General features: G+C 68.9%; 18 protein-coding genes and 1 pseudogene. 10 read left to right on the forward strand and 9 right to left on the reverse strand.

The features are described 5' to 3' along the window. Nucleotides 1-18: 18 nt before the first annotated feature. On the reverse strand, nucleotides 19-1,506 hold the full coding sequence (locus CJ179_RS08585; protein ID WP_095861189.1) for an APC family permease: 1,488 nt from the start codon (nucleotides 1,504-1,506) through the stop codon (nucleotides 19-21). A gap of 230 nt (nucleotides 1,507-1,736) precedes the next feature. On the opposite strand from CJ179_RS08585, the gene CJ179_RS08590 reads away from it, so the two are divergent. The 6 genes from CJ179_RS08590 to CJ179_RS08615 all read left to right on the forward strand — a co-directional run bounded on the left by CJ179_RS08590 (nucleotide 1,737) and on the right by CJ179_RS08615 (nucleotide 9,755). After that, a complete protein-coding gene (locus tag CJ179_RS08590; protein ID WP_095861190.1) occupies nucleotides 1,737-3,800 on the forward strand; it encodes an acetate--CoA ligase family protein in 2,064 nt (687 codons plus the stop codon). 35 nt (nucleotides 3,801-3,835) lie between these two features. Continuing rightward, nucleotides 3,836-4,666, forward strand: coding sequence for an SDR family oxidoreductase (locus tag CJ179_RS08595; protein WP_095861191.1), 831 nt, complete (start codon nucleotides 3,836-3,838; stop codon nucleotides 4,664-4,666). Next, entirely contained in the window at nucleotides 4,663-6,096 is a 1,434-nt protein-coding gene (locus CJ179_RS08600) for an aldehyde dehydrogenase family protein (RefSeq protein ID WP_095861192.1), read from the forward strand. Before CJ179_RS08595 ends, CJ179_RS08600 begins: the two co-directional genes overlap by 4 nt. An 80-nt stretch (nucleotides 6,097-6,176) precedes the next feature. Beyond that, nucleotides 6,177-7,337, forward strand: coding sequence for an acyl-CoA dehydrogenase family protein (locus CJ179_RS08605; RefSeq protein ID WP_095861193.1), 1,161 nt, complete (start codon nucleotides 6,177-6,179; stop codon nucleotides 7,335-7,337). A 103-nt stretch (nucleotides 7,338-7,440) separates the two neighbouring features. Next, complete coding sequence (locus CJ179_RS08610) at nucleotides 7,441-9,042, forward strand: thiamine pyrophosphate-binding protein (protein ID WP_095861194.1); 1,602 nt, start codon at nucleotides 7,441-7,443, stop codon at nucleotides 9,040-9,042. Between the two features lie 77 nt (nucleotides 9,043-9,119). Beyond that, nucleotides 9,120-9,755, forward strand: coding sequence for a TetR/AcrR family transcriptional regulator (locus CJ179_RS08615; RefSeq protein ID WP_072941028.1), 636 nt, complete (start codon nucleotides 9,120-9,122; stop codon nucleotides 9,753-9,755). Nucleotides 9,756-10,262: 507 nt separating this feature from the next. On the opposite strand, the gene CJ179_RS08625 is transcribed toward CJ179_RS08615, so the two are convergent. After that, nucleotides 10,263-11,744: a cytosine permease gene (locus CJ179_RS08625; RefSeq protein ID WP_095861428.1), complete on the reverse strand. Its 1,482-nt coding sequence runs from the start codon at nucleotides 11,742-11,744 to the stop codon at nucleotides 10,263-10,265. Next, nucleotides 11,744-11,905 (reverse strand): hypothetical protein, encoded by a 162-nt coding sequence (locus CJ179_RS51310; protein ID WP_179377545.1) that lies wholly within the window; start codon nucleotides 11,903-11,905, stop codon nucleotides 11,744-11,746. Before CJ179_RS51310 ends, CJ179_RS08625 begins: the two co-directional genes overlap by 1 nt. Before the next feature lie 129 nt (nucleotides 11,906-12,034). Between CJ179_RS51310 and CJ179_RS08635 the strand changes: the two genes are divergently transcribed. Continuing rightward, entirely contained in the window at nucleotides 12,035-13,435 is a 1,401-nt protein-coding gene (locus CJ179_RS08635; RefSeq protein ID WP_095861195.1) for a flavin monoamine oxidase family protein, read from the forward strand. Between the two features lie 102 nt (nucleotides 13,436-13,537). On the opposite strand, the pseudogene CJ179_RS08640 reads toward CJ179_RS08635, so the two are convergent. From CJ179_RS08640 to egtA, 5 genes and pseudogenes are all read right to left on the reverse strand, one after another. Further along, a pseudogene (locus CJ179_RS08640) lies at nucleotides 13,538-14,601 on the reverse strand (sorbosone dehydrogenase family protein); the annotation flags it as partial. Nucleotides 14,602-14,653: 52 nt separating this feature from the next. Further along, nucleotides 14,654-15,628 carry an L-histidine N(alpha)-methyltransferase gene (gene egtD / locus CJ179_RS08645; RefSeq protein ID WP_095861196.1) on the reverse strand — a complete coding sequence of 325 codons (975 nt, stop codon included), beginning with the start codon at nucleotides 15,626-15,628 and terminating at the stop codon, nucleotides 14,654-14,656. Beyond that, nucleotides 15,625-16,371, reverse strand: a complete 747-nt coding sequence (gene egtC, locus CJ179_RS08650; protein WP_095861197.1) for an ergothioneine biosynthesis protein EgtC — start codon at nucleotides 16,369-16,371, stop codon at nucleotides 15,625-15,627. The genes egtD and egtC overlap by 4 nt, the downstream gene beginning before the upstream one ends. Before the next feature lies 1 nt (nucleotide 16,372). Next, the gene (egtB, locus tag CJ179_RS08655; protein ID WP_095861198.1) at nucleotides 16,373-17,677 is read right to left on the reverse strand and encodes an ergothioneine biosynthesis protein EgtB; all 1,305 of its coding nucleotides are present in this window, start codon (nucleotides 17,675-17,677) and stop codon (nucleotides 16,373-16,375) included. Next, on the reverse strand, nucleotides 17,677-18,891 hold the full coding sequence (gene egtA, locus CJ179_RS08660) for an ergothioneine biosynthesis glutamate--cysteine ligase EgtA (protein ID WP_095861199.1): 1,215 nt from the start codon (nucleotides 18,889-18,891) through the stop codon (nucleotides 17,677-17,679). The genes egtB and egtA overlap by 1 nt, the downstream gene beginning before the upstream one ends. 145 nt (nucleotides 18,892-19,036) lie before the next feature. Between egtA and CJ179_RS08665 the strand changes: the two genes are divergently transcribed. Together CJ179_RS08665 and CJ179_RS08670 are read left to right on the forward strand one after the other, a co-directional pair. Next, on the forward strand, nucleotides 19,037-20,212 hold the full coding sequence (locus CJ179_RS08665) for an aminotransferase class V-fold PLP-dependent enzyme (protein WP_095861200.1): 1,176 nt from the start codon (nucleotides 19,037-19,039) through the stop codon (nucleotides 20,210-20,212). Nucleotides 20,213-20,360: 148 nt separating this feature from the next. Next, nucleotides 20,361-21,833, forward strand: a complete 1,473-nt coding sequence (locus CJ179_RS08670) for an FAD-dependent oxidoreductase (protein WP_095861201.1) — start codon at nucleotides 20,361-20,363, stop codon at nucleotides 21,831-21,833. A 22-nt stretch (nucleotides 21,834-21,855) separates the two neighbouring features. Here the strand turns inward: CJ179_RS08670 and CJ179_RS08675 are convergent, their stop codons facing one another. Further along, entirely contained in the window at nucleotides 21,856-23,058 is a 1,203-nt protein-coding gene (locus CJ179_RS08675) for a helix-turn-helix domain-containing protein (protein ID WP_072941046.1), read from the reverse strand. A 290-nt stretch (nucleotides 23,059-23,348) separates the two neighbouring features. Here CJ179_RS08675 and CJ179_RS08685 point away from each other — a divergent pair, with 290 nt between their 5' ends. Further along, on the forward strand, nucleotides 23,349-23,975 hold the full coding sequence (locus CJ179_RS08685) for a 50S ribosomal protein L25/general stress protein Ctc (protein WP_072941051.1): 627 nt from the start codon (nucleotides 23,349-23,351) through the stop codon (nucleotides 23,973-23,975). The last annotated feature ends 56 nt before the right edge of the window (nucleotides 23,976-24,031 follow it).

A 24,031-nucleotide genomic window follows, 5' to 3' on the forward strand; every position in this document is an offset into this window, starting at 1 on the left:
CGTCCGGCAGAACGACGGTCAGCGCACCACGCCGGCCTGCTCGTCTGCATCGACCTCGAGGGTCGTCTTCCGGTCGGATTCACCGATCCGCGCGAAGACGAGCGGCTTGCGGAGCCGCAGGTAGCAGTACAGGGCGAGGTAGCCGAGCACGGTCGCGAAGAAGATCCACGCGACCACGCCTCGCGCTCCGGACGGGAACGGGTTGAAGCTGTACCAGTACACGAGCACGGACCCGATCGCGGCGAGCACGGTCGCGAGTCCGATGCCCAGGCGCAGCGACCGCGACCGCACCGCGCAGTAGCCGGCCGCCAGCGCGGTGAGTCCGTATGCGGCGATCAGCATGTAGCCGGCGTACGTCCCGAGCAAACCGTACGACGTCTCCGCCGTCGTCACCAGCACGCCGAGGAGCCCGGCCACGAGGTAGATGACGCCGAGGGTCGTCACCGCGCCGACGGGAGTTCCGTGGCCGGCACTGACCTTGCCGAGGCGGGCGGGCAGCAGACCGTCGCGGGCCAGGGTGTACACGGTCCGGCTGGTGCCTGCCATGACCCCGAGTGTGGATCCGAAGAAGCTGACGGCGACACCGATGTCGATCAGATAGCCGAGCCACCCGACGCCGTTGTGCTCCGCCAGGGTGTCGAGGGGTGCGTTCATGTTCTCGATCGGCAACCCGCGGAAGCCGAGCACGATGATGTAGGTCGCGACGATGTAGAGCACCCCGCAGGCCAGGACCGAGCCGACGACGGCGAAGCTGATGGCCCGCTTGGGATGACGCGCCTCGCGGCCCAGCGTAGCGGCGTGGTCGAATCCGGCGAGGGAGAACACGGAGAAGCCTGCGGTCGCGAGGATCGCTGTGGCACTGAAGCCGTGGAAGTCGAACTGCCGGCTGTCGATCGGTCCGGTGTCCGAATTCGCGAGGACCACGACCAGGAGCACGACGATCACTGCCACCGTGAAGAATTCGATGACCAGCAGCAGCTTCGCGGACAGTTTCACCTCACGAAGGTTCAGGGCGGTCACCGCGACCGCGACGGCCCCGGCGCAGATGCCGAGCGTCCACGTGCTCGCAGGCAGACCCACCTTCTGAAGGAACGCGTCGAGGTAGATCGCCGAGCCGATCACGCACGCGGGTCCCGCGACGAGTGACGACGCGAGGTGGGTGACCATGACGAAGAATCCGGCCGGTTTGCCTGCCGCGCGAGCCGCGAGTCCGTACGTCCCTCCGGTGGTGGTGAAGCGTTTGGCCAGCCAGCCGATGCCCCCGGCGAATCCGAGGACCAGTACCGAGGTCACGGCCCACGTGATCCAGCTGAGGTTGCCGGCGATGGTGACGACGACGCCGATGGCGAGGGCCAGCGTCGACGCGGGCGCCAGAATGCCGAGCGAGACGCCGAACACCGCCCACGTCGGGAGGATTCCGCGCGGCAGTTGACCGGCCTCGGCGTCGGTTTCCGCCGAGGACGTCATCGTGTCCTCCGTGGTCGATCCATCGTGCACAGTCTTCATGAATGCTCCTCGCGGATGACAGGACAGAGAGTGTCGAATAGTTGGCTGGTGGGCCAGTTATGAATCATCGTGAGGGCGATCACACCCGATGTCAAGAGCGCATCGCGCCCCGAGCGACGTCCGGAAGGCGGGTTGACAGCCCCTGTGAGTGCCGCCACAATCTAAATTGACTGATGAGCCAGTTATCTATTTTCCGATCGACAGCAACGTGAGATCGAGGAGAATCCCCTATGACCACTGTGGTGGCCGAGTCCGTCACACAACTGAGCGCCTTCTCCGACCCTGCCTCGGTAGCCGTCGTCGGCGCCTCCGCCGATCCCGCGAAGTGGGGTTACTGGCTGGCGAGCGGCGCCCTGATCGGCGAGCACCGCCGCCGAGTCCATCTGGTCAACAGGAGAACCGACACCCTCCTCGAACACCCGTGCCACCCGAACCTGTCGGCCCTCCCCGAGGTCCCCGACCTCGTGGCTCTCTGTGTGCCGGCGCCGTTCGTCTCGGACGTGGTGGACGAGGCCCTCGCACTCGGCGTCCGCGGATTCCTCGGCGTCACCGCGGGCGTGCCCGGCGAAGCCGAGCTCGCGGCCCGGATCCGCAGTGCCGGAGCGCGACTCGTCGGCACCAACAGCCTCGGCATCTACGACAGCGCCACCGACCTCTCGCTGGCGTGGGGGCGGTTCACACCCGGGCCGCTCGCCATCATCTCGCAGAGCGGGCAACTCGGCTCCGAACTCGCGACGCTCGGCGCCCGGCATGGCGTGGGCGTCTCCCGGTTCGTTTCCATCGGCAACCAGTCCGACGTCACCGCAGCGGAACTGCTCGCCGATCTCGGCAACCACGACCCGACGCGCGTGATCGCTCTGTACCTCGAAAGTTTCAGCGACGGTGAATCCCTGTTCCGGACGTTGCGTGCCCTGCGGGACACCGGACGACCGACCCTGTTGCTGACCGTTGGCGCCAGTGCCGCGAGCACGCGCCTGGCACGCTCCCACACAGGCTCACTCACCTCTGCCGTGGATGTCGTCGACGCGGCCTGCCGCGCGGCAGGCGTGCTCCGCGTGAGCACCCCCGACGAGTTGATCACCGTGGCCCGCGCATTCCTCTCCACCACCGTTCCCGTCGGCAACCGCGTCGCCATCGTCGGAGACAGCGGCGGGCAGTGCGCAATCGCCGCGGACGTGACGAGCGCGAGCGCACTGACGGTCCCCGACTTCTCGCCGGCGCTCGCCGAATCCATTGCGCTGCAACTGCCTCCCGGTGCGGCCAGCAGCAATCCGGTCGACCTCGCCGGGGCGGGTGAGCAGGATCTGGGAAGTTACGCGAGCGTCGTCGAGCACCTTCTGCGTGCCGACGAGTCGGACGCCGTGGTGCTCACCGGGTATTTCGGCTGCTACGCGCGGGACGCGCCCACTCTCGCCGAACGCGAAGCGGCCGTGGCCGAACGGATCGGCCGGGCGTCCGCAGAGACGGGCAAACCCGTCGTCGTCCACACCATGGCTCCGGAATCGCGCACCGCAGAGGCGTTGTGGCGGCACGGCGTCCCCGTGTTCGACACGATCGATTCCGCGATCCGCGCCCTGTCCGGGCTGTCCCGCCTGCGACCGCAGAAGCAATCGAATCCCACTCTCTCCGAGCCTGTTCCGAAGGACGGACTCCGGGCGGGATACTGGGCCGCGCGGGAACTTCTCACCGACCTCGGCGTCGCCTTCCCCGACGGCGCAGTCGTGCGGACCCATGAGGAGGCGGTCGACGTGGCCGGCCGGCTGCGTGCCCCGTTCGTCCTCAAGGCGAGCTGGCTCGAGCACAAGAGCGAGGCGGGCGGCGTCGTGGTCGGCATCGACGGCCCCGAACAACTGGCGCGCACCTTCCAGGACATGCATTCCCGGCTCGGCGACGGCGACTACGTGCTCGAGGAGCAGGACACCCGGGCGGGCACCGTGGAAATCCTGGTCGGCGCACGCCGCGATCCCGACCTCGGTCCGGTGATCGTGGTGGGCGCCGGCGGCACCGAAACCGAAGTACTCCAGGACATCGGACTCGAATCGGCCCCCGTCGGACCCGACGACGCTCTCGCGATGCTCGAACGCCTCCGCTGCATGCCGCTTCTGCGCGGGTGGCGCGGACGCCCCGCGGTGTGCGTCGACGGTCTGGTCGACGTGATCACGCGCGTCTCCCGGTTGATCGCGGAACGGCCCGACATCGCCGAGATCGAGTTGAATCCGGTCCGCGTCGCCCCGGACGGAGCACTCACCGTCGACGCGCTCGTCGTGGCCGCTGAACCGACCCCCGCCCCGTGAGTCCATATCCCGAGACAGCACAGGAGAACCATGCGATGACCGAAACCCACTCCCCCAGCCTCGTCCCGAACACCGCCGACGAATTCCGCGGCCGTGTCGCCGTCGTCACGGGTGGCGGCTCCGGTATCGGACGCGCTGTCGCGATGCGGTGGGCAGCCGCGGGCGGCACCGTCGTCGTCTTCGGCCGCAGGCAGAACGCGCTCGAGGACACCGTCCGGGCGGCCGAGCGGGTCGGCGGGAAAGCCGAGGCCGTGGTGTGCGACGTGCGGGATTCCGACGCCGTGGACGCGGCAATCGACGGGGTGGTCGACCGCTACGGCCGACTCGACGCCCTCGTCAACAACGCCGCAGGCAATTTCGTGGCACCCAGCGAGGACCTCACGCCAGGCGGGTGGAAGGCCGTGGTGGACATCGTCCTGAACGGCACGTTCTACTGCACCCGCGCGGCAGGCCGCCACATGCTGGCGACCGGCCGCGGCACCATCCTCAACACCATCGCCAGCTACGCCTGGCACGGTCACCCCGGCACCGTTCACAGTGCGGCGGCCAAGGCGGGTGTCGTCTCCATGACGCGCACCCTGGCCGTGGAATGGGGCGGCCGCGGCGTCCGGATCAACTGCATCGCACCGGGACCGACCGAGACCGAGGGAGCCGGCGCGGCCCTGTGGCCCACCGAGCAGGACCGCGCCCGAGTGCTGTCGAGCGTCCCCGCTGCCCGCTTCACCACGCCGGAGGAGGTCGCCGAGTCCGCGGCCTTCCTGCTCAGCGACCGCTCCGGCTACGTCACCGGAGAGGTCCTCGTCACCGACGGCGGCCAGTGGCTCGGCAAGTCCGTGTACACGGATTCGCGAGCGGCGGCCCGATGACCACCACGATTCACACTACCTGGGACCGCGACTCGATCCTCGTCGGCGGGGACTGGATTCCCGTCACCGACTGCACGGAGGTGCACGACCCGGCCACCGAATCGGTGATCGGCCGGTCCGCGTCGGCCGGCATCGCCCACGTCGACGCGGCCGTCGCGGCGGCACGCTCCGCCGGAACAGTCTGGGGTGCACGTGCTCCCGAGGATCGCGCCGAGATCCTCGACGCGTTGTGCACCCAGCTGCGCGCGCGGAGGCAGCTCCTCGTCGACACCACCGTCGCGGAAGTGGGTGCCCCCGTCACCGTGGCCGAGGAAGCGCACATCGACCTCGGTATCGAGATCCTCACCTCGTATGCCCGGCTCGCCAGGGACCTTCCGTTCCGGGAACGGCTGGGCCGGACGCTGCTGCTGCGCCGCCCCGCGGGTGTCGTCGCCTGCATCACGCCGTGGAATTACCCGTTCTACCAGCTCGCGGCCAAGGTGGGAGCGGCTCTCGCGGCGGGATGCACCACCGTCGTGAAGCCGGCCGAGCTCACCCCGCTGTCCACCTACCTGTTCGCCGACGCCGCGATCGATGCCGGCCTTCCGGCAGGGGTACTGAACCTGGTTCCGGGCAGCGGTCGAACGGTGGGGGCCGCGCTGGCCGCGCATCCCGGGGTCGACGTGGTGTCCTTCACCGGCTCCACCGCAGTCGGCAGGGGCGTCGCACACGCCGCCGCCGAATCCCTGACACGCGCGTGCCTCGAGCTCGGCGGCAAGTCGGCGTCCGTGGTGCTCGGCGATGCCCCGCTGCCGGCAGCGGTCACCGCGACCGTCGACGCCGCCATGCTCAACTCGGGTCAGACGTGCAGCGCGTGGACTCGCCTGCTCGTGCCGCGCACACGGTACGAGGAAGCGGTCGAACTCGCCGCCGGCCACGCCCGCACGTTGCGGGTGGGTGACCCCAGGGACCGCGCGACGCAACTCGGCCCGGTGATCTCGGCTGCCCAGCGACGATCGATCGCGGAGGCGGTCGACGCGGCCGTGGCCGGCGGGGCCCGCCTGGCAGCGGGAGGTTCCGGCATGCCCGCCGGCCTCGAGACGGGCCACTACCTGCGACCGACGGTGCTCGCCGACGTCGGGCCGCACGACCCGATCGTGCGCGACGAAATCTTCGGACCGGTGCTGGTCGTCCTGCCCCACGACGGCGACGACGACGCGATCCGGCTCGCCAACGACAGCGACTACGGGCTCGGCGGCGCCGTGTGGTCCGCCGACCCGGAACGGGCACTGGGCGTCGCGGCCCGGATGGACACCGGTCAGGTCGACATCAACGGCGCCCCGTTCAACCCCGAGGCCCCGTTCGGGGGCTGGAAGTCCTCCGGCCTGGGCCGCGAGCTCGGCCGGTTCGGCGTCGAGGAGTTCACCGAACTGACGGCGGTGCAGCGCTGACCGTCGCACCTACATCCCCACAACCCCATACCCACAGCCCCGCACCGACTCAACCGCATTCGAAGCGAAGGAACCACGATATGACCACCACGAACATCCCCGCCTGGCCCCTGACCGACGAGCAGAAGCAGATCATCGAGCTGTGCCGCGACTTCGCGCAGAAGGAGATCCGGCCCCGCGGCCGGGAGGTCGACGAGGCGGATGTCGTGACACCCGTCGACATCTTCGCCAAGGCCGCCGCGGTGGGCATCACCGACTTCATGATCCCCGAGGAGTTCGGCGGAGGCGGCATGGGCGACGTCTTCACCCAGTGCCTCGTGCAGGAGGAACTGTGCTGGGGTGACCCCGGCATCGGAAACCTCTTGTGCTCCAACGGCTTCTTCTCCGATCCGATCATGGTCCTCGGCACGGAGGAACAGAAGAAGCAGTGGCTCGGCCCCCTCACCGGACCGAACGCCCCGATGACCTCGCTGGCCACCACCGAACCTGGGTCCGGCTCGGATGCGGCGTCGATCGTCACCACGGCCGAGCGCGTCGACGGCGGCTACCGGCTGGGCGGGCAGAAGGCGTGGATCTCCAACGCCGGCGCCGCCCAGTTCTACGTCGTGTTCGCGAAGACCGACCGCACCCAGCGGTCCGGTGGCGTCTCCGCGTTCCTGATCGAGAAGGGCGCCGAGGGAATGACGTTCGGTGAGCCGATGAAGAAGATGGGGCAGCGCGCCATCGTGTGCCGGGAGATCTTCTTCGACAACGTGTTCGTCCCCGAGGAGAATCGTCTCGGCGCGGAAGGACAGGGCTTCTACGGACTGATGGGCACATTCGACATCTCACGGGTCGTGCTCGGGGCGGCCGCCGTCGGCGCCGCCCGCGCCGCCTACGAATACGCCCTCGACTACGCCAAGACACGGAAGCAGTTCGGGGTGCCGATCATCGAGCATCAGGCGGTCGCCTTCCGGCTGGCAGACATGGCGACGCGGATCGAATCCGCACGGCTGCTGGTCCATCACGCCGCCCGCATCATCGACAGCGGCGGCAACGCCCGGGGCATCGCCGCCATGGCGAAGCTGACGGCATCCGAGACCGCCATGTTCGTCACGCATGCCGCGGTGCAGACGCTCGGCGGCTGGGGGTACTCCCGCGAGTACCCCGTCGAGCAGTGGATGCGCGACGTCAAACTGGAGGAGATCGAGGAAGGCACGTCCGACATCATGAAGCTCGTCATTTCCCGGAACCTGGACTGAACGACGTGGGTGCGCGGCGGCGGACACACCGTCGCCGCGCGCCCGTCCGGGCACCCGCGCACCATCCGCACACGAACACTGCACAGCCCATGGGAGGGCATCGATGACAAGCCAGAACGGCGGCCAGGCACTCGTCGCGGCCCTCGCCGCACACGGAGTCGACACGGTCTTCGGCATTCCGGGCACCCACAACCTCGCCATCTACGCCGCCTTCGCCGACTCGCCGATCCGCTCCGTCCTGACGCGGCACGAGCAGGGGGCCGGTTACGCCGCCGACGGATATGCGCGCGTCACGGGCAAACCCGGCGTCTGCCTGACCACCACCGGTCCCGCCATCCTCAATGCCGCTGCCGCAGCGGCGCAGGCGTGGTCGGATTCGGTCCCGGTTCTCTTCATCTCACCGGCCCTGCCGCTGACCCACCCGGGGAGGGGAAACGGCTACCTCCACGAGGTGAAGAATCAGCACGCGGCGCTCGAGGCGATCGTGTCCTACAGCCACCGGGTCACCAGCGTCGACGAGATCCCCCGGGCGATCGCCTACGCGTTCGCCGCCATGAGCTCCGGTAGACCGCGGCCGGTGCACATCGAGATCCCCGTCGACATCCTCGACGCGGAAGCCGACGTCCGGATCGTGGCCCCGGTCGAGTCCGCTCCACTCGCCGCTCCCGTGCACGCGGTGACCGACGCGGCGCAGCGCCTCGCCGCCGCACAGTCTCCTGTGCTGGTCGTGGGCGGCGGGGCCCGGTCGGCGGCCCCGCAGGTCCGCGCCCTCGCCGAACGTCTGTCCGCCCCCGTGCTCACGACGACCAACGGGAAGGGAGTCCTCGACGAGGACCACCCACTGTCGGTGGGAGCCGGCGTTCACCATCCGTCGGTCCGCGCCGTGCTCGAGGCCGCCGACTGCGTTCTCGCGATCGGCACGGAATTCGCTCCCTCCGACTTCTGGTACGGCCCGGTCGAGCTGGACCACAAGCTGATTCGCATCGACGTCGATCCGACGTCGATGACCACGAACGCCGATCCCGCCGTCCGCCTGCTGGGCGATGCCGGGACGACGGTGTCGCAACTGCTCGACGTCACGAAGATGCGCGAGGATTCCGGCGCCCACGAGCGGGCCGCGTCGCTCCGACGCGGGTTGCGGGCCGACGCCGCCGCCGAGGGGGCCCCGTGGCTGGAGATGATGGCCGCCATCGCACCGGTCGTCGACGACTCCACGGTGATCGCCGGGGACAGCACGATGGCCTGCTACTACGGTGCGCTGTCAAACCTCACCGTGCACCGTCCCGGCGGATTCCTGTACCCGACGGGACAGGGAACGCTGGGATACGGTCTGCCCGCGGCGATCGGCGCGTCCGTCGCCGACCCGGACGCACGGGTCCTGGCGATCCTCGGTGACGGCGGGGTGATGTTCACGCTTCCCGAACTCGCGACGGCGGCGCAGCTCCGATTGCCGCTGCCCATCGTGGTCGTCGACAACGGCGGCTACGGGGAGATCCGCAACGAGATGGCAGACCGCGGCGACACCGTCCACTCGGTCGCGCTCGGCGGCATCGATTTCCCCGCCGTGGCGCGGGCGATGGGATGTCACGGACGAGCCGTCGAGTCTCCCGCGGCGCTGACGGACGCGATCACGGCGGCGTTCGACGCGGATCGCCCGACTCTCCTGCACATCCGCGAGAACAGCAGGGCGACGCAGCAGGTGTGACGGCTACGCTGGTTCGGCCGAACTCTCGACTACGGTCTCTGTAGACGAGACGTCACATCCTAGGAGTTGAGAGCGCGATGCCACGCCCGAGCGTTGAAGCGGAACGTCGAGAACAGATCCTTCAAGCGACGTGTGAAGCCATCGCCGAACTCGGCTTCCGCGCCGTCCGGATCGCCGACGTCGCGTCACGGGCCGGGGTGAGCAACGGGACCATCCACTACTACTTCGATTCCAAGGATGCGCTGCTGCATGCGGCGTTCCAGTTCAACTTCGAGCACTCGCTGGAACGTCGGCGATGGATCATGGAGAAGAGCGACGTTCCGCTCGTGCGGCTCCACCGGCTCGTGGAGTCGTACCTTCCCGCCGGGCCGGAGACGATCACGGCCTGGCGGGTGTGGGTGGAACTGTGGGCGTCCGCACTCGGCAACGTCGAACTCCAGGAACTCAACGACACCGTGTACGGGGAGTGGCGCGGGGTGGTCCGGGAGACCGTCGAGGCCGGCGTCGAACAGGGCGCTCTGCGGGTGAAGGATCCCGGGGCCGCCACCGACATGCTCCTCGGTCTCCTCGACGGCCTCGCGATCCAGGTGCTCACCGGTTCCACCCTGATGACCCCGACGCGGATGCGGGCCGTGTGCGACGACTTCATCGACGCCATCACCGTCGACAAGCACCGGGTCGCGTCGACCGCCGGCAAACGCACCGCGAAGTGACCGTCAGAGCGCCGATGCGACGGTGAGCCCCTCCAGCACAGCCTCTTCCACGGTGCGGACCGCTCGGTGAGTGTGTGCTGCAGAGTCCCGAAGCGCAGTTCGCGGCCGGTCTCCGGGTGCTGGATGCACGAGATCGCGCAGCCGCTCTGGAAGTGCCCCATGGACGCCGGCGCGCTGCAGTCTCCGGGCAGCGTCGCCGTACCCCTGTAGGACCGCGTCGATCTCTCCCCGTCATCGCTCTCGGCATCACGTGGAAGCGTTCGCTCGGCACGGCAGACGGCGCCAGCGCGACCGGGGTGGACCCATCCTGCGACTCCAAGATCTCCCGGCCGGGATGGAAGATCTACCCGACGACGACGCACTCGTGGCGGTGACAGACGTCGGCGATGCGCCGGTATCCCGGGATTCAGTCGTGTCGGCCACCTTCCCCTGTTGCACGAGAACTGCGTCACGTTCCCGATGCGAAGCGGGGAAACAGGTGGGGAAAGAGCTGTGACGTCATATCTTTCACCTTTCGACGCCGGCGGCGACCCGCGGTAGAGGGTCGTAGCCGCCGAGTCCGAGCGGCTGCACGAACGTCTTGGTCAACACGGCATGGAGCGTGCCGGCGACAAGGAACGCCGGAATCGAGGCGGTGGTGTACGGAAAGATCGAGGACGGAATGTAGGTGACCGGATTGAGCAGCAGAGCGTACGTCGCCGCACCGGCAGCCACGGACGCGAACGCGAAGGCGTTGACACCGCCCCAGTAGCCGTAGCAGGAGCGCTCACTGGGCAGGTACAGGTCGCGGATCCGGAGGACGCCTCTGCGCAGCAGGAAGAAGTCCACGATCTGGACGGCGCACAGTGGCGCGACGAGGATCGCACCCCAGGACAGGAATCGACCGTAGTTGTCGTAGACGGCCGACGGGAAGAACACGAGGATCGCCGCGGGCCCGAGGATGAACGCCACGAGCACGGGCCACGGTGTGCCACGGAGAAGCTTCCCGCCACCGCCCTTGAGGGCGACCATGGACGCGTATCCCTGGGAGAGGATGGCCGTGACATTGGCGAAGCCGATGACGATCAGGGCCAGGACACCGAGCACGACTCCCGCGAGGGGAATCATCCACTCCGTCGGATCCTCGATGTTCAGGGCCAGCGCGGCGAAGACACCGACGACGGCCGCGGCCACCGACGCGGCGAAGAGTCCGAGCCAGTTCGGCCAGAACGCCGCACGCGGACCACGGGTGAGCCGCGCGAGGTTCCCGACGTTCGGCCACCACGCGAACCCGCCGGCGATGTTCAGCTCGATCGCGACCATGAAACTGGTGTGCGGATCGCTCTCCGGATCGAGCGGGGGCAGACTGGCCAGTTCGGACCAGGATCGCTTGGTGAACACCATGACGAGGATCCCGACGATGATGAGGACCAGCACGGGTGCGATCACCCGGCACACGGACTCCACCGAGACCGGTCCCCGGGCGAGGACGAGCCAGGACAGGGCCACCGCGACCAGTGCCAGCAGGCTCACGGCCGCACCCGTCTGGGAGATCTCGACCCCGAAGACGTTGTCGATGACGTTCACCAGGCCGTGCCCGAACATGATGGCCAGAACTGCAGACCACGCCGCCGCGAAGAGCGTGGACATCACGACCATCACGATTCGGGCGCCGTTGCTGCCGAACACGCTTCTCAGCCCGACGAACTGCTCGATGCCGTATTTCGCCGACGGCAGGCACGGCGCTAGTGAGACGAGGAAGACGCTGATCGCGTAGCCGATGACGATGCTCGCGATCGCCTGTACTGCGCCGACGTAGTACGCGACGGCCGCGCCCTGCAGAAACGCCCAGGTGGCCACGGCCAAGCCGATGTTGACCGCCGAGTAGTCCCAGAAGCCCCAGATCCGCTCCGACGGCACCAACGGTAGTTCGTTCAGCGTGGCGTCCGTGCCGCTGGCGCCTGCACTGCCCACTGTCGTGGTGCGGTCCTCCCGCTGCCCGTCCAGCATCAGTACCCCCACCACAGCATGACGGTGATCGTGGCGACGATCCCGACGATCGCCGCCACGACGTCCCGCCACGGAAGGTCGGGCAGGATCATCCCGCCTGCGTCGGGGGATTCCAGGAGGAGCAGTCGCCTCTCGAGTTCCTGTTCGAATGCGTCGTCCACGCGATCCCCATTTCTGATTGGCGGGCCAGTTATCAATAGTCTGTGGCACGGGTCACATCGTGTCAACCCTCGAATTCTTGCGCAGGAAACCAGGATTGAGTATTGACTGGCGAGCCAATCAAGAACAGGATGCTGGTCATGACGAACACGAAGGATCACCCGACTGCCCTACCGGCCCGCGTTCGGACCGTCGTGGTCGGCGCGGGGTACGCAGGCCTGTCCGCCGCACTCTCGCTGCACGACGACGGCATCGACACCCTGATTCTCGAGGGATCCGATCGAGTCGGCGGAAGGGTGTGCTCCGAACGGAGGAAGGACGGTGTCGTCGTCGACCACGGCGGGCAATGGGTCGGCCCCACGCAAAAGCATCTGCTCGCCCTCGCCGAACGCTTCGACTGCCCGACCTTCCCGACGTACAACATGGGCGAACACATCGAACTGTGGCCCGACGGTGTGCAGCGGCGGTACACCGGCGCCGGTCCCGACAGCGGTCCCGGAATGGCCGACTACCTGGCTGCCGCCGATCGCATCGACGAACTCGCGAGAACCGTCGACCTCGACGACCCCACGGCCACTCCGGGCATCGAGAGGTGGGACAGCGAAACGGTCCACTCCTACTTCGAGCGGACCGTCGCGAACGAGGACGCCCGTCGGCGACTCGCGCTCGCCGTCGAGGGTGTGTGGTCGATCGAGCCGCGCGATCTGTCGGTGTTCCATCTGATGTTCTACGTCGCATCGGCCGGCGGATTCGACCAACTGATGGAAACCGAAGGGTGCGCGCAGGAGCGCCGATTCCGGGACGGAGCACAGTCGACGGCGCTGGCCGTCGCAAATCATCTCGGCGACCGGGTTCACGTGAATACGGCTGTGCGCCAAGTCGAGCACACCACCGACGGCGTTCGGATCGAGACGACTCGGGGATCGATTCTCGCGGACAGCGTCGTCATGGCAGTGCCGCCCTCGGCCACCCAGCACGTCGCGTTCACTCCCCCGCTGCCGGTCGCGCGCACCCGCTGGGTCGATCGCAGCCCGATGGGCGACGTGGCGAAGGTGCACGCCGTCTTCGACACCCCGTTCTGGCGCGCCGAGGGACTGTCAGGCCAGGCCACCATCTACGGCAATCGCGCCGTCGGAGTCGTGTTCGACAACTCCCCCGAGGATGCCGGGCACGGTGTGCTCGTGTGCTTCGTCTACGGCGACCGCCAGCGGTCCTGGTCGGCGCTCTCCGACGACGACCGCCGGGCAGCGATCATCGCCACTCTCGTCGAACTCTTCGGCGACCGCGCCGCGTCGCCGATCGACTACACGGAGAAGATCTGGCCGCAAGACGTGTGGGCGCGAGGTGGATACGCGGCGAGCCCCACCCCCGGAACGTGGTTCGCCCACGGACGGGGCGGCTGGCGTGCTCCCACCGACCGCATCCACTGGGCGGGCTCCGAGACCGCGAGCATCTGGAACGGCTACATCGACGGCGCGATCTCCTCCGGGGCGCGTGCGGCCGAGGAGATCCGGAAGCAACTGTCCCGCTGAACGAACGGGACGCTCGTTCGATCTGACGCAACGAGCGTCCCGTTCGTCCGAGCAGGTGAGCGGCAAAGTGTGCGGCGGCACACCACGCCACTCACGTGGGGGTCAGCCTTGTGGGGTGGCTCGCAGCACCTGGTCGGTTGAACCGTTGTCCGTGGTGACGAGCAACGAGCCGTCGGCGGTCGGAGTAACGGACCGGAGGCGGCCGTACTGATTCTGCAGGCCGAACGTCTGAGCGGTCACCGTCTGCCCGTCCGCGGCCAGGCGCAGGAAGATCAGTTGCTGCGTCTTGAGTCCGCCCATGACGAGGGCGCCGTCCCACGGTCCCCATCCGGGACCGGTCACGAACGCGGCGCTTCCGGTCGCCAGGGTGCTGCTGCCCGAACTCCACGCCGCGGCAACGGCTCCGGGCACCCGCACCGGGTCCGTCATCGGCACGGACTCGTCGTAGATGCCGGGAATCCGGTCCGGCTTGTACCCGTAGTTGCCGCCCGCGACCAGGAAGTTCACCTCGTCGTCCCGGCTCGTCCCCTGATCCACGGCGTAGACGCGGCCCGTTCCGGGCTGCTGCGCGAGACCCTGCGCATTCCGGTGGCCGAGGGTGTACACGGGGCTCGCCGGGTCCGGATTTCCGGCAGCGGGGGTGCCGTCGGCATTGATGTGGAGTGTCTTGCCGCCCAGCGAGTTCGGGTCCTGCGACACGGCGGGCTGCGCCGTGTCGCCGGTGCCGACGAACAGGGTGCCGTCGGCGGCCACCAGGATCCGGCAACCGCCGTGGCGTCCCTCGTTGACGGGGATCCCGGTCAGGATTGCTTCGCCGCAGGTCAGCGCCGTCCAGCCGGCGTCGACGGTCCACGACTGGGGATCTCGGTGACACCGCCGCCCTGGAAGCCCTGGCAGGTGTATAGGGTGCGGGACTGCGCGAAGTTGCTCTCGAGTGCGATCCCCATCAGCCCTGTCTCGGACTGTGCGTAGAGGTCTGAGAGATCGGCGGCGACCTGTCCGGTGCTTCCATCGGCACGCCGGACGAAGAACCCGCCCGACCGCTGTCCAGTGAGAACCGCGCGGTCCGGAGCCTGCACTGCGTCTCACGGATGGTCGAGCCCGTCGAGGACCAGCGTGACCGTCAGAGCCGGAAGGGTGTCTACCGTTGGAATTCCCGGGCCATCGCGCTACGCGGCAACGATAAAGCGCGCCGACGCCCCCAGTTGATCTTGTCGGTCACCTCCGCGCGGCGCACACCAGCGCGAAGCGCTCGTCCGGGTCGGTCCAGGTGCGGTCGACGCCGAATCCCGCCTCCGCCAACTCCCGTCGGACGCCGTCGAGAGTGAACTTGGCGGAGATCTCCGTCCGCAGCTGCTCCCCCGCGGCGAACTCGACGTCAAGATCCAGCTCGGCGATGCGAATCGACATGGCTCGCTCGGCCTCGAGCCGCATCTCGATCCACTCGTTGCCGGCGTCCCACAACGCGACGTGCCGGAACTCGTCCACCGGGAAATCCGCGTCGAGCTGCGAGTTGAGTACCTGCAGCACATTGCGGTTGAACTGTGCCGTCACTCCGGCGGCGTCGTCGTAAGCGGGGACGAGAACGGCGGGATCGACGACCAGCCCGACACCGAGGAGGAGGTGCTCCCTGGGTTCGAGGACGTCAGCGATCCCGGAGAGGAACTCCGCACGCTCGGCGGGCACCATGTTTCCGAGGGTGCCCCCGAGGAACGCGATCGTGCGGCGACCACCGCGCGGAAGGTGGTGCAGCGACTCGGTGAAGTCGCTGACGACGCCGCGCACGGTGAGGTTCGGGAACTCCGTGCCGATCTGCTCCGCCGCCCCCTCGAGCGCGGACACCGACACGTCCTGCGGCACATATGTATGGAGGCTTCCGTGCCGGGTGCCGGCGCCGAGCAGGAGCCGTGTCTTCTCCGACGACCCGGATCCGAGTTCCACGAGGATCTCCGGCGCCGCGACCTCGGCGATCTCCCCCGAATACCGCCTGAGCAGTTCCCGTTCCGTCCGCGTCGGGAAGTATTCGGGCAACGTGGTGATCTGCTCGAACAGCTCGCTTCCGCGGGCGTCGTAGAAGTATTTGGGCGGCAGCCACTTCGGGTTCGACGTGAGCCCGACGGTGGCGTCCTTGCGCAGAGCGGCCCTGAGCTGCTCGGGCTGCAGGTACACCTCGAGTGTCGGTGTGGTGGTCATCGTGCTCCCATCTCGAGCGGGGTGACGATCAGGTGTCCGGGGCGTGCGCTGACGAAGCGACGGTCCGGAATCGATTGCCATGCGGGGTTGTCGTCGTAGGGTTCGGACATCACGATGGCCCGTTCGTCGTCGACGAGCACCGACAGCGAATGATGCCAGGTGGTGGCCCACAGTTCCGTGCCGTTGCCCAGCAGCAGATTCAGTCGGGAGTTCGGCGCGGCGGCGACGACGGACTGGACGAGCGAACTCATCGCCTTCTCGGGGTCCTGCTCGCCGAGCGCCCGGCGCAGCAGCAGCCACAACGCGGCCGAATCGGTCGGCGCCTCGAGTTGCAGCAGATCGCTCGCGGGGAGTTCCGCGGCGAGCCCGGCGAGCGACTCGGGCCACCCACGCACCACACCGTTGTGGCTGAACGCCCAGGTGTCGTCGGAGAACGGTGCGCAGGCCGTGTGCTGCACGGGCATCCCGACCGTCGCCGACCGGGCGGCGGCCACCACGGCGCGGGAGCGGATGTTCGGCAACGCCTCTCGCACGACCGGATCCGACCACAGCGGCGCGGCACTGCGGTAGCGGGAGAAGCCGTCCGCACCCCACCACCCGACGCCGAACCCGTCGGCGTTGATGGTTCCGCCGCCCCTCATGTCGCGTGGCGCGTAGGACTGATGCACCAACGAGTTCTCGCCGCGACTGACGAGGTCGGCCACTGATCGTTCCGGTCCCAGATAGCCCAGGTGTCGGCACATCTCAGTAGTCGTCTCCCGGAAGGTCCCGGGCACAGCGGAATCCGGAGAAGATCTGCCTGCGGATCGGGTGGTCCCAGTTGCGGAACGTCCCACGGCACGCCACCGGATCGGTACCGAACGAACCGCCGCGCAGCACGCGGTAGTCGCCGCCGAAGAACACCTCCGAGTATTCGCGGTACGGGAACGCCGAGAAACCGGGATAGGGCCCGAAGGGCGACGACGTCCACTCCCACACGTCGCCGATCAACTGATGGACGCCGAGCGGGGACGCCCCCGACGGGTATGCCCCGACCACCGCGGGACCGAGGTGGCGCTGCCCGAGGTTGGCGAGCGAGGAGTCGGGTTCGGCGTCACCCCAGGGGAATCGGCGCGACCGGCCGGTGAACGGGTCCCACCGCGCCGCCTTCTCCCATTCGGCTTCCGTCGGCAGCCTCTTGCCGTCCCAGCGCGCGAACGCCTCGGCTTCGAAGAAGCAGACGTGCACCACCGGTTCCTGGGGATGAATCGGCTCGCTGACCCCGAACCTACGGCGCCACCACGTTCCGCAGCCGTCGTTCTCCCAGAACTGGGGTGCTTCCAGCCCCGCGTCGAGGCGATGCGCCCATCCCCGCTCGCTCCACAACTCGGGGCGCGCGTAACCACCGTCGTCCATGAACTCGAGGTAGCGGCCGTTGGTGACGGGGACGGCGTCGATCACGAACGCCGGAACATGCACCGGGTGCGCGGACCTCTCGTTGTCGAGCGCCCACGGATCGTCCGACGTTCCCATCGTGAATTCGCCGGAGGGAACGACCACTTCGTCCTCGCCGATCGCCCCGCCGACACGCGGCGCGCTCTCCGCGGCCAACACCGCTGCACCGGAACGCAACTGGTGGGTGGCGAGCATCGTTTCGGCATGCTGCTGCTCGTGCTGCGCGATCATGCCGAACGCGAATCCGTTCTCCTCGAGCGGCCGGCCCCGGAACGTGCTGCGGTCGAGCACGTCCCACGCCTTGTCTCGAACACTGCGTAGGTATTGCCTGGCCTCGTCCGGGTTCAGCAGCGGCAGCGACGGCCGGGAGTTCCTCGAATGTTTGAATGCGTCGTACAACTCGTCGATGTCGCGGCGGACCGGTTCCCGGCCCCCGACATCCCGCACGAGCCACAACTCTTCCTGATTGCCGATGTGCGCGAGATCCCACACGAGCGGGCTCATCAACGGGGAATGCTGTGCGACGAGGTCATCGCCGTCCACGCAGTCCGTCAACCCGGCGGTGCGCTCTCGCGCCCGTGTCAACACCGTCTCGATCTTCTCGCGAGTACCCATCAGCGTTCCTCGCTCGGGGCCTGGCCCCGGCAACATCGTTCGGCGGCGGCATCGAGCAGTCTGACGAATTCGGGATCGGGCGAGTATGCCGCCGCAAGCGATAGCAGAGCTGTTGCCGCAGCACGTAGTTCGAGATCGGCCAGGCCGAACTCGGCCGCGTCCCGCCAGCGTTCGGCGGTGGGCAGCGCCGCGTCGAGCGCCTCGGCCATGGCACCCGGACCCGACAGCAGCGCGTCGATCGCCGCGATGGGAACCCGCCACTGGTCGCCCGGTTGCGCATCGAGATAGCGCACTTCGAGATGACCGGCCGCACGAACGGGCGGAAACAGGGTGGTGAGGTGATAATCGAGGTCGGCGGGCGTCGGACGTCCGATCACGTCGTCCAACGCGCCCTCGACCCAGTCCGCGAAAGTTGCACCGTCGGGCGCCGTCCAGTCCGTTCCGTCGTTGCGGATGCACAGCAACGGCACGTCCAGCACCCACCCCGCATAGTCCGCGATGTGCGGGGTTCCGATGGTGCGCGGCGAATCGAGTTCGAGCCACGTACGCATTCGCTGCGACGCCCACTGCCCGTCGGGTACCCCGTAGAGCCGCGGCGAACACGCGAAGGCCGCGATCAATGCGGGCCCGATGGCATGGAGCAGGTGCCACCGCCTCTCCACCGCAACCGGATCGGCCCCGGCGTCCACGCTGATCTGCGTTGCGGCGGTGTTGCACATCATCAGCTTCCCGAAGGGCCCGATGCCGGTGAAGCGGGATTCCATGGCGCAGTACCGCGGCGATTGGAGGAGACGTTGCGCGGGCCGGCGGGTGTCCGCGGCCTCGGACGACATGAGGATCGATCGGGTCGACAGCAGGTCCGCGAGAACCGCCTGATCGGCGGCGAGATAGTCGCACAATTCGCGTGCGGAGTAATAGGGGGCGCTGGACAGTTCGATCTGTCCGCCGGGTTCGACCGTGACGGCGCTGCCACCGGGAAGGGGCTGAGCAGGAGAAGAGGGAACGATGGTTCTGGGGGTGTGCGGCCCGAGAGCTTCGGCGAGAGCGGCGAGGTCGGGGCGCACGTATTCCGGCAGTTGCGCGGTCAGCCACTCCAATTCCGCGCCGATCAGCTGCGGTGGCCCCAGTTTGAAACACACACCACCGAGGTACGCCTCCGCCGCCGGCCGCGACGTGAAACACGTTGCCTCGACGGACTGAACTGCTGTAGCCATTCGACCCTCCCCTTCGGGCGCCGCCTGAACGTCGTTATCGACATTAGAGCGCCTCGGCCGCCGATGCACGCCCCAACGGCATACTTCTCGAGAACCTGCACATGTACGTTCGAGTGCATTCACTGCGAAAAGGGAGGTATCGGACATGCTCGACCTCGAGCAGGCGCGACGGGACACCCCGGGCTGCCTCGACAAGGTGTTCCTGGACAGCGCGGGCTCCTCCCTTCCGCCGACGCCGGTCCTGGACGCCGTGTTCGCGCACCTGCGCCGGGAGGCCGACGTGGGCGGCTACGTCGCGGCCGCCGAACGGGCCGACGATCTCGCGGCCGTGAAGTCGTCCCTCGGCCGGCTGATCGGGGCGAGCGCCGACAGCATCGCCCTGGTGGACAGTGCCACCACCGCCTGGAACGATTTTTTCCATGCCGTCCCGCTCCGGGCCGGTGACCGCGTGCTGATCTCGGAGGTCGAGTACGCCAGCAACGCCATCGCCGTTCTGCAGCGGGCCCGGTCCGTCGGCGCGACGGTCGACGTGATCCCCAGCGACCCCGCAGGCCAGATCGACGTCGCCGCCCTGGAGACGCTCCTCGACGACCGGGTCCGTCTCGTGTCCCTCGTGCACGTGCCCACCAACGGCGGCCTGGTCAACCCCGTCCGCGAGGTGACGGAGCTGGCACATTCGCACGGCGCGCTGGTACTACTCGACGCGTGCCAGTCCGTCGGCCAGATCGCCCTCGACGTGAGCGAACTGGGCGTCGACGCCCTCTCCGCCACGGGACGCAAGTGGCTGCGCGCGCCGCGGGGCACCGGCTTCCTGTACGTGCGGCCGGAGCTGGCCGCGACGCTCGAACCGGCCGCGCTCGACCTGCACAGCGCGGAGTGGACCGCGGCGGACGCGTACCGCCTCGCGACCGATGCCAGCCGGTTCGAGTTCTGGGAGTGCGACGTCGCCGCCCGCCTCGGACTCGGGGTGGCCGCCGACTATCTCCTCACCCTCGGGATGGACGAGGTGGAGGCGGCGGTGGCGGCCGGGGCCGAGCACCTCCGGTCGGGGCTCGCGGCGATCCCCCGCGTCACCGTGCGGGACCTCGGCGCCCGCCGGTGTGGAATCGTCTCGTTCACCGTCGACGGGTTCGACCCCGGCGACGTCCGGAAGCAGCTGGCCGCCCGCGACGTCACCGTCACCGCCAGCCTGCGCGGGTCGACGCTGCTGGACATGAGCGCCCGCGGGCTGGACGCCGTGGTGCGGGCGTCGCCGCACTATTTCTGCTCCCCGGACGATCTCGACCGGTTCCTCGCCGAGGTCCGGACCCTCGCGAAGTAGCCCCGTCGGGCGGCCGGGCCCACGCCCGTGTCCGAGCGCGACGTCCCACTCATCGGGAGATCCACCGAATCGGGTTTTGTAACAGGTTACCGTTTGGGGGTAACCCACGTCACACTACGCCTGTGACCGCCCGAGAGGACTTCCACCCATGGTCGACGCCACACCGATCCGCCCCCGGTCCGCAGCAACGGTCACCGAGTGGGACTACGAGGCCGACGTCGTGATCGCGGGTTACGGCATCGCCGGTGTGTCCGCCGCCATCGAGGCGGCGCGGGCCGGCGCCGACGTCCTGGTCCTCGAGCGCACCAGCGGATGGGGCGGTGCCGCCGCACTCGCCGGCGGCTTCATCTACCTCGGCGGCGGGACGCCGCTGCAGAAGGCGTGTGGATTCGACGACTCCGTCGAGAACATGAAGACGTTCATGATGGCGGCGCTCGGCCCGGGCGCCGACGAGGAGAAGATCACCGACTACTGCGAGGGCAGCGTCGCGCACTACAACTGGCTCGTCGACTGCGGGGTCCCGTTCAAGGAGAGCTTCTGGGGCGAACCCGGCTGGGAGCCCCCGTTCGACGACGGGCTCATGTACTCCGGCGGCGAGAACGCGGCGCCGTTCAACGAGATCGCCACCCCCGCGCCGCGCGGGCACGTTCCGCAGATGGACGGCAAGCGGACCGGCGAGAAGGGCGGCGGCTACATGCTCATGAAGCCGCTCGTCGAGACAGCCGAAAAGCTCGGGGTCCGAGCCGAATACGACATGCGCGTCCAGACGCTCGTCGCCGACGACACCGGACGCGTCGTCGGGATCGTCGCCAAACAGTACGGCAAGGAGGTGGCCGTGCGGGCGCGTCGCGGCGTCGTCCTCGCGACCGGCAGCTTCGCGTACAACGACAAGATGATCGAGGCCCACGCGCCGCGGCTCATCGGCCGCCCCGGCGCCGCCATCGAGGAGCACGACGGGCGCTCGATCCTCATGGCGCAGGCCCTCGGCGCCGACCTCGCCCACATGGACGCCACCGAGGTCGCGTTCCTCTGCGACCCCCAATTGGTCGTCCGCGGCATCCTCGTCAACGGCCGGGGGCAGCGCTACGTCCCGGAGGACACGTACTCCGGTCGCATCGGCCAGATGACCCTGTTCCACCAGGACAACCAGGCGTTCCTCATTATCGACGAGGCGTCCTACGAGGAAGGCGCGGCCGCCACCACGGCAACGCCGTTCCTGCGCGCCCAGCCGAAGTGGGCGGCGGAGACCGTCGAGGAACTCGAATCCGACATGGGCCTGCCCGCAGGCGCACTCCAGTCGACCGTCGAGGTGTACAACAAGCACGCCGCCGAAGGGTCGGACCCGTTGCTGCACAAGAAGTCCGAGTGGGTGAAGCCGATCGGCTCCCCCGTCGCCGCCCTCGACCTGCGCGGGTTCACGCTCGGATTCACCCTCGGCGGCCTGCGGACGACCGTGAACTCCGAGGTCCTGCACGTCTCCGGCGAACCCATTCCCGGCCTCTTCGCAGCAGGACGGTGCACGTCCGGGGTGTGCGCAGGCGGCTACGCCAGCGGCACATCCCTCGGCGACGGCAGCTTCTACGGCCGCCGCGCCGGCATCAGTGCGGCGAAGCAGGCCTGACCGGACCTACCCTGACCGGTGTCTACCCGACGCGCCGGACCGTCACACCGGCCGCGAATCGATACGGCTGGGTGCTCAGGACCGCGCCGAGGCTCTTGCGCAGACGCGAGACCTCGGCGCGGACCGCCACCACGTGGTCGCGGTCGCCGAACAACGCTTCGCTGAGCGAGGCGGCGTCGACGCCCGCCGTTCCCGCCGCCGACAACACCCGCAGGATCTGAGCGTGTCGCGGCGAGAGCGCCCGCGTCCAGTTGACGTCGCCCCGGACCGTCACGTGCGGCGCATCGCCGAGGTCGAGTTCCAGTTCGATGGCAGCCCCGTCGACGCGCCGGCGCACCAGCCAGCCGTCGCCGAGCGGTTCCGGCACACACAGCCCGAGCCCCGGGACGAGCAGCGGCTTGTCGAGGCTCGGCGGCGCGACCCGCTCCGGCGCCGCGATGCCACTCGCCTCCGCGACCCACCCGTGCTTGTCGACGACCAGCGCCGGACCTCCCGCCGACGCGAGCAACGGTGCCGCCCGGCCGCGCAGCCTGTCCAGTTGGGCCGTGTGCTCACGCCACAATGTCGCCTCGGCCAGACGCACCGCGGTGCGGACCAGCGCGACGGTGGTCGGATGGACGGACATCGCCGACCCGCTGATGTCGACCACGCCGAGGATCTCGCCGGTGCGCGGGTCGTGCACCGGCGACCCGGTGCAGGACCAGCCGTGATGCGTAGGCGCGTAGTGTTCGGCCGAGAAGAGTTGCACCGCAGCATCTTCGATCAGGGCGGTGCCGATCGCGTTGGTACCGACGGCCTGTTCGGCCCAGCGCGCACCCTCCGTGAACCCGAGCGCGTCGGCCGCTTTCCGGACCCCGCGGGATCCCTCCCGCCACAACAGGACACCGTCGGCATCGGCGATGACGACGATGAAATTCGCGTCCTCCGCGACCTGCGTCAACGTGCTGCGCAACTCCGGAAGCACGGTGCGCAGCGCCGTGCGGGTGCGCCGCGCCTCGATCTCGGAGAAGTCGGCGGGCTCCACGTCGGCGCAATGGTCCGGGCTCACACCGCCCGCCTGCAGACGGGACCACGACCGCGCCACCACGCCCCGCGGAAGCGCCGGCGGCCGCTGCCCGGAGAGCACGGCGTCGTGCACCCGGCTGAGCAGCCGCGCATGTCGCGGCAGATCCACACCGGTTGCCACTGCGGTCAGCCGGTCGGCGGTCGGACGTTCAGCGCTCACAACGCCGAGGCTACCCCCGGCGTTGTGAGCCACACCACTACCTGCCGCCGGACCGGCGCGGTCGCACCACCCGCCCGGCGGCACCCGATTAGCAGGTCAGCGGCCCATCCGGTAGAGTTCCATAAGTTGTCTCGGCGAGGGTGAACCAGAAGTTCCAATTGGCTGGCTCACCGTGATCGACGCGGCTACGGCTCTGCTCGAGCGTTTCGCTCCTGGCCGTCGCGCGTTCGTCCCTCGCCGACTCGAACCGCCCGCCAGTTACCACCGTGAGTTGTAGGAGCCGTTTCACCATGTCTGACGAAAATCGCCTCGTAGCCGCCGTGCGCACCGAGTTCGGCAAGGGCGCCGCCCGCCGCGCACGCCGCGACGGCCAGGTCCCCGCAGTCCTGTACGGCCACGGCGAGGATCCCCGCCACCTGAACGTGCCCTCCCGCGACTTCGCCGCGATCCTGCGCGCGCACGGCACCAACGCCATCCTGACCCTCGACATCGAGGGCAAGGAGCAGGTCGCGCTCACCAAGTCGGTCGTGGTTCACCCGATCCGCAACTACATCGAGCACGCCGACCTCCTCGTCATCAAGAAGGGCGAGAAGGTCACCGTCGACGTCCCCGTCGTCGTCACCGGTGAGGCCGCTTCCGGCACCCTGGTCGCGCAGGACGCCGCCACGATCTCCCTCGAAGCGGACGCGCTGCACATCCCCGAGCAGATCGAGGTTTCGGTCGAGGGCCTCGAGGTCGGCACCCAGATCCTCGCCAACCAGCTCGAGCTGCCCAAGGGTTCGACCCTGCAGGCCGACGAGGAACTGCTCATCGTGAACGTCGTCGCAGCCCCGACCGCTGCCGACCTCGAAGAGGAGACCGGCGAAGCCGCAGCCGAGACCGCCGCGGCTCCGGCCGAAGAGGGCGCCGAGAGCTGATCCTCTCGCAACCGCACTGATGTCGGCGGCGCGTCGTCCCGGATTGTCCCGGGGTG

Origin of the sequence: Rhodococcus sp. ACS1, assembly GCF_002300155.1 — a bacterium.
GTDB classification, from domain to species: Bacteria; Actinomycetota; Actinomycetes; order Mycobacteriales; family Mycobacteriaceae; genus Rhodococcus_F; species Rhodococcus_F koreensis.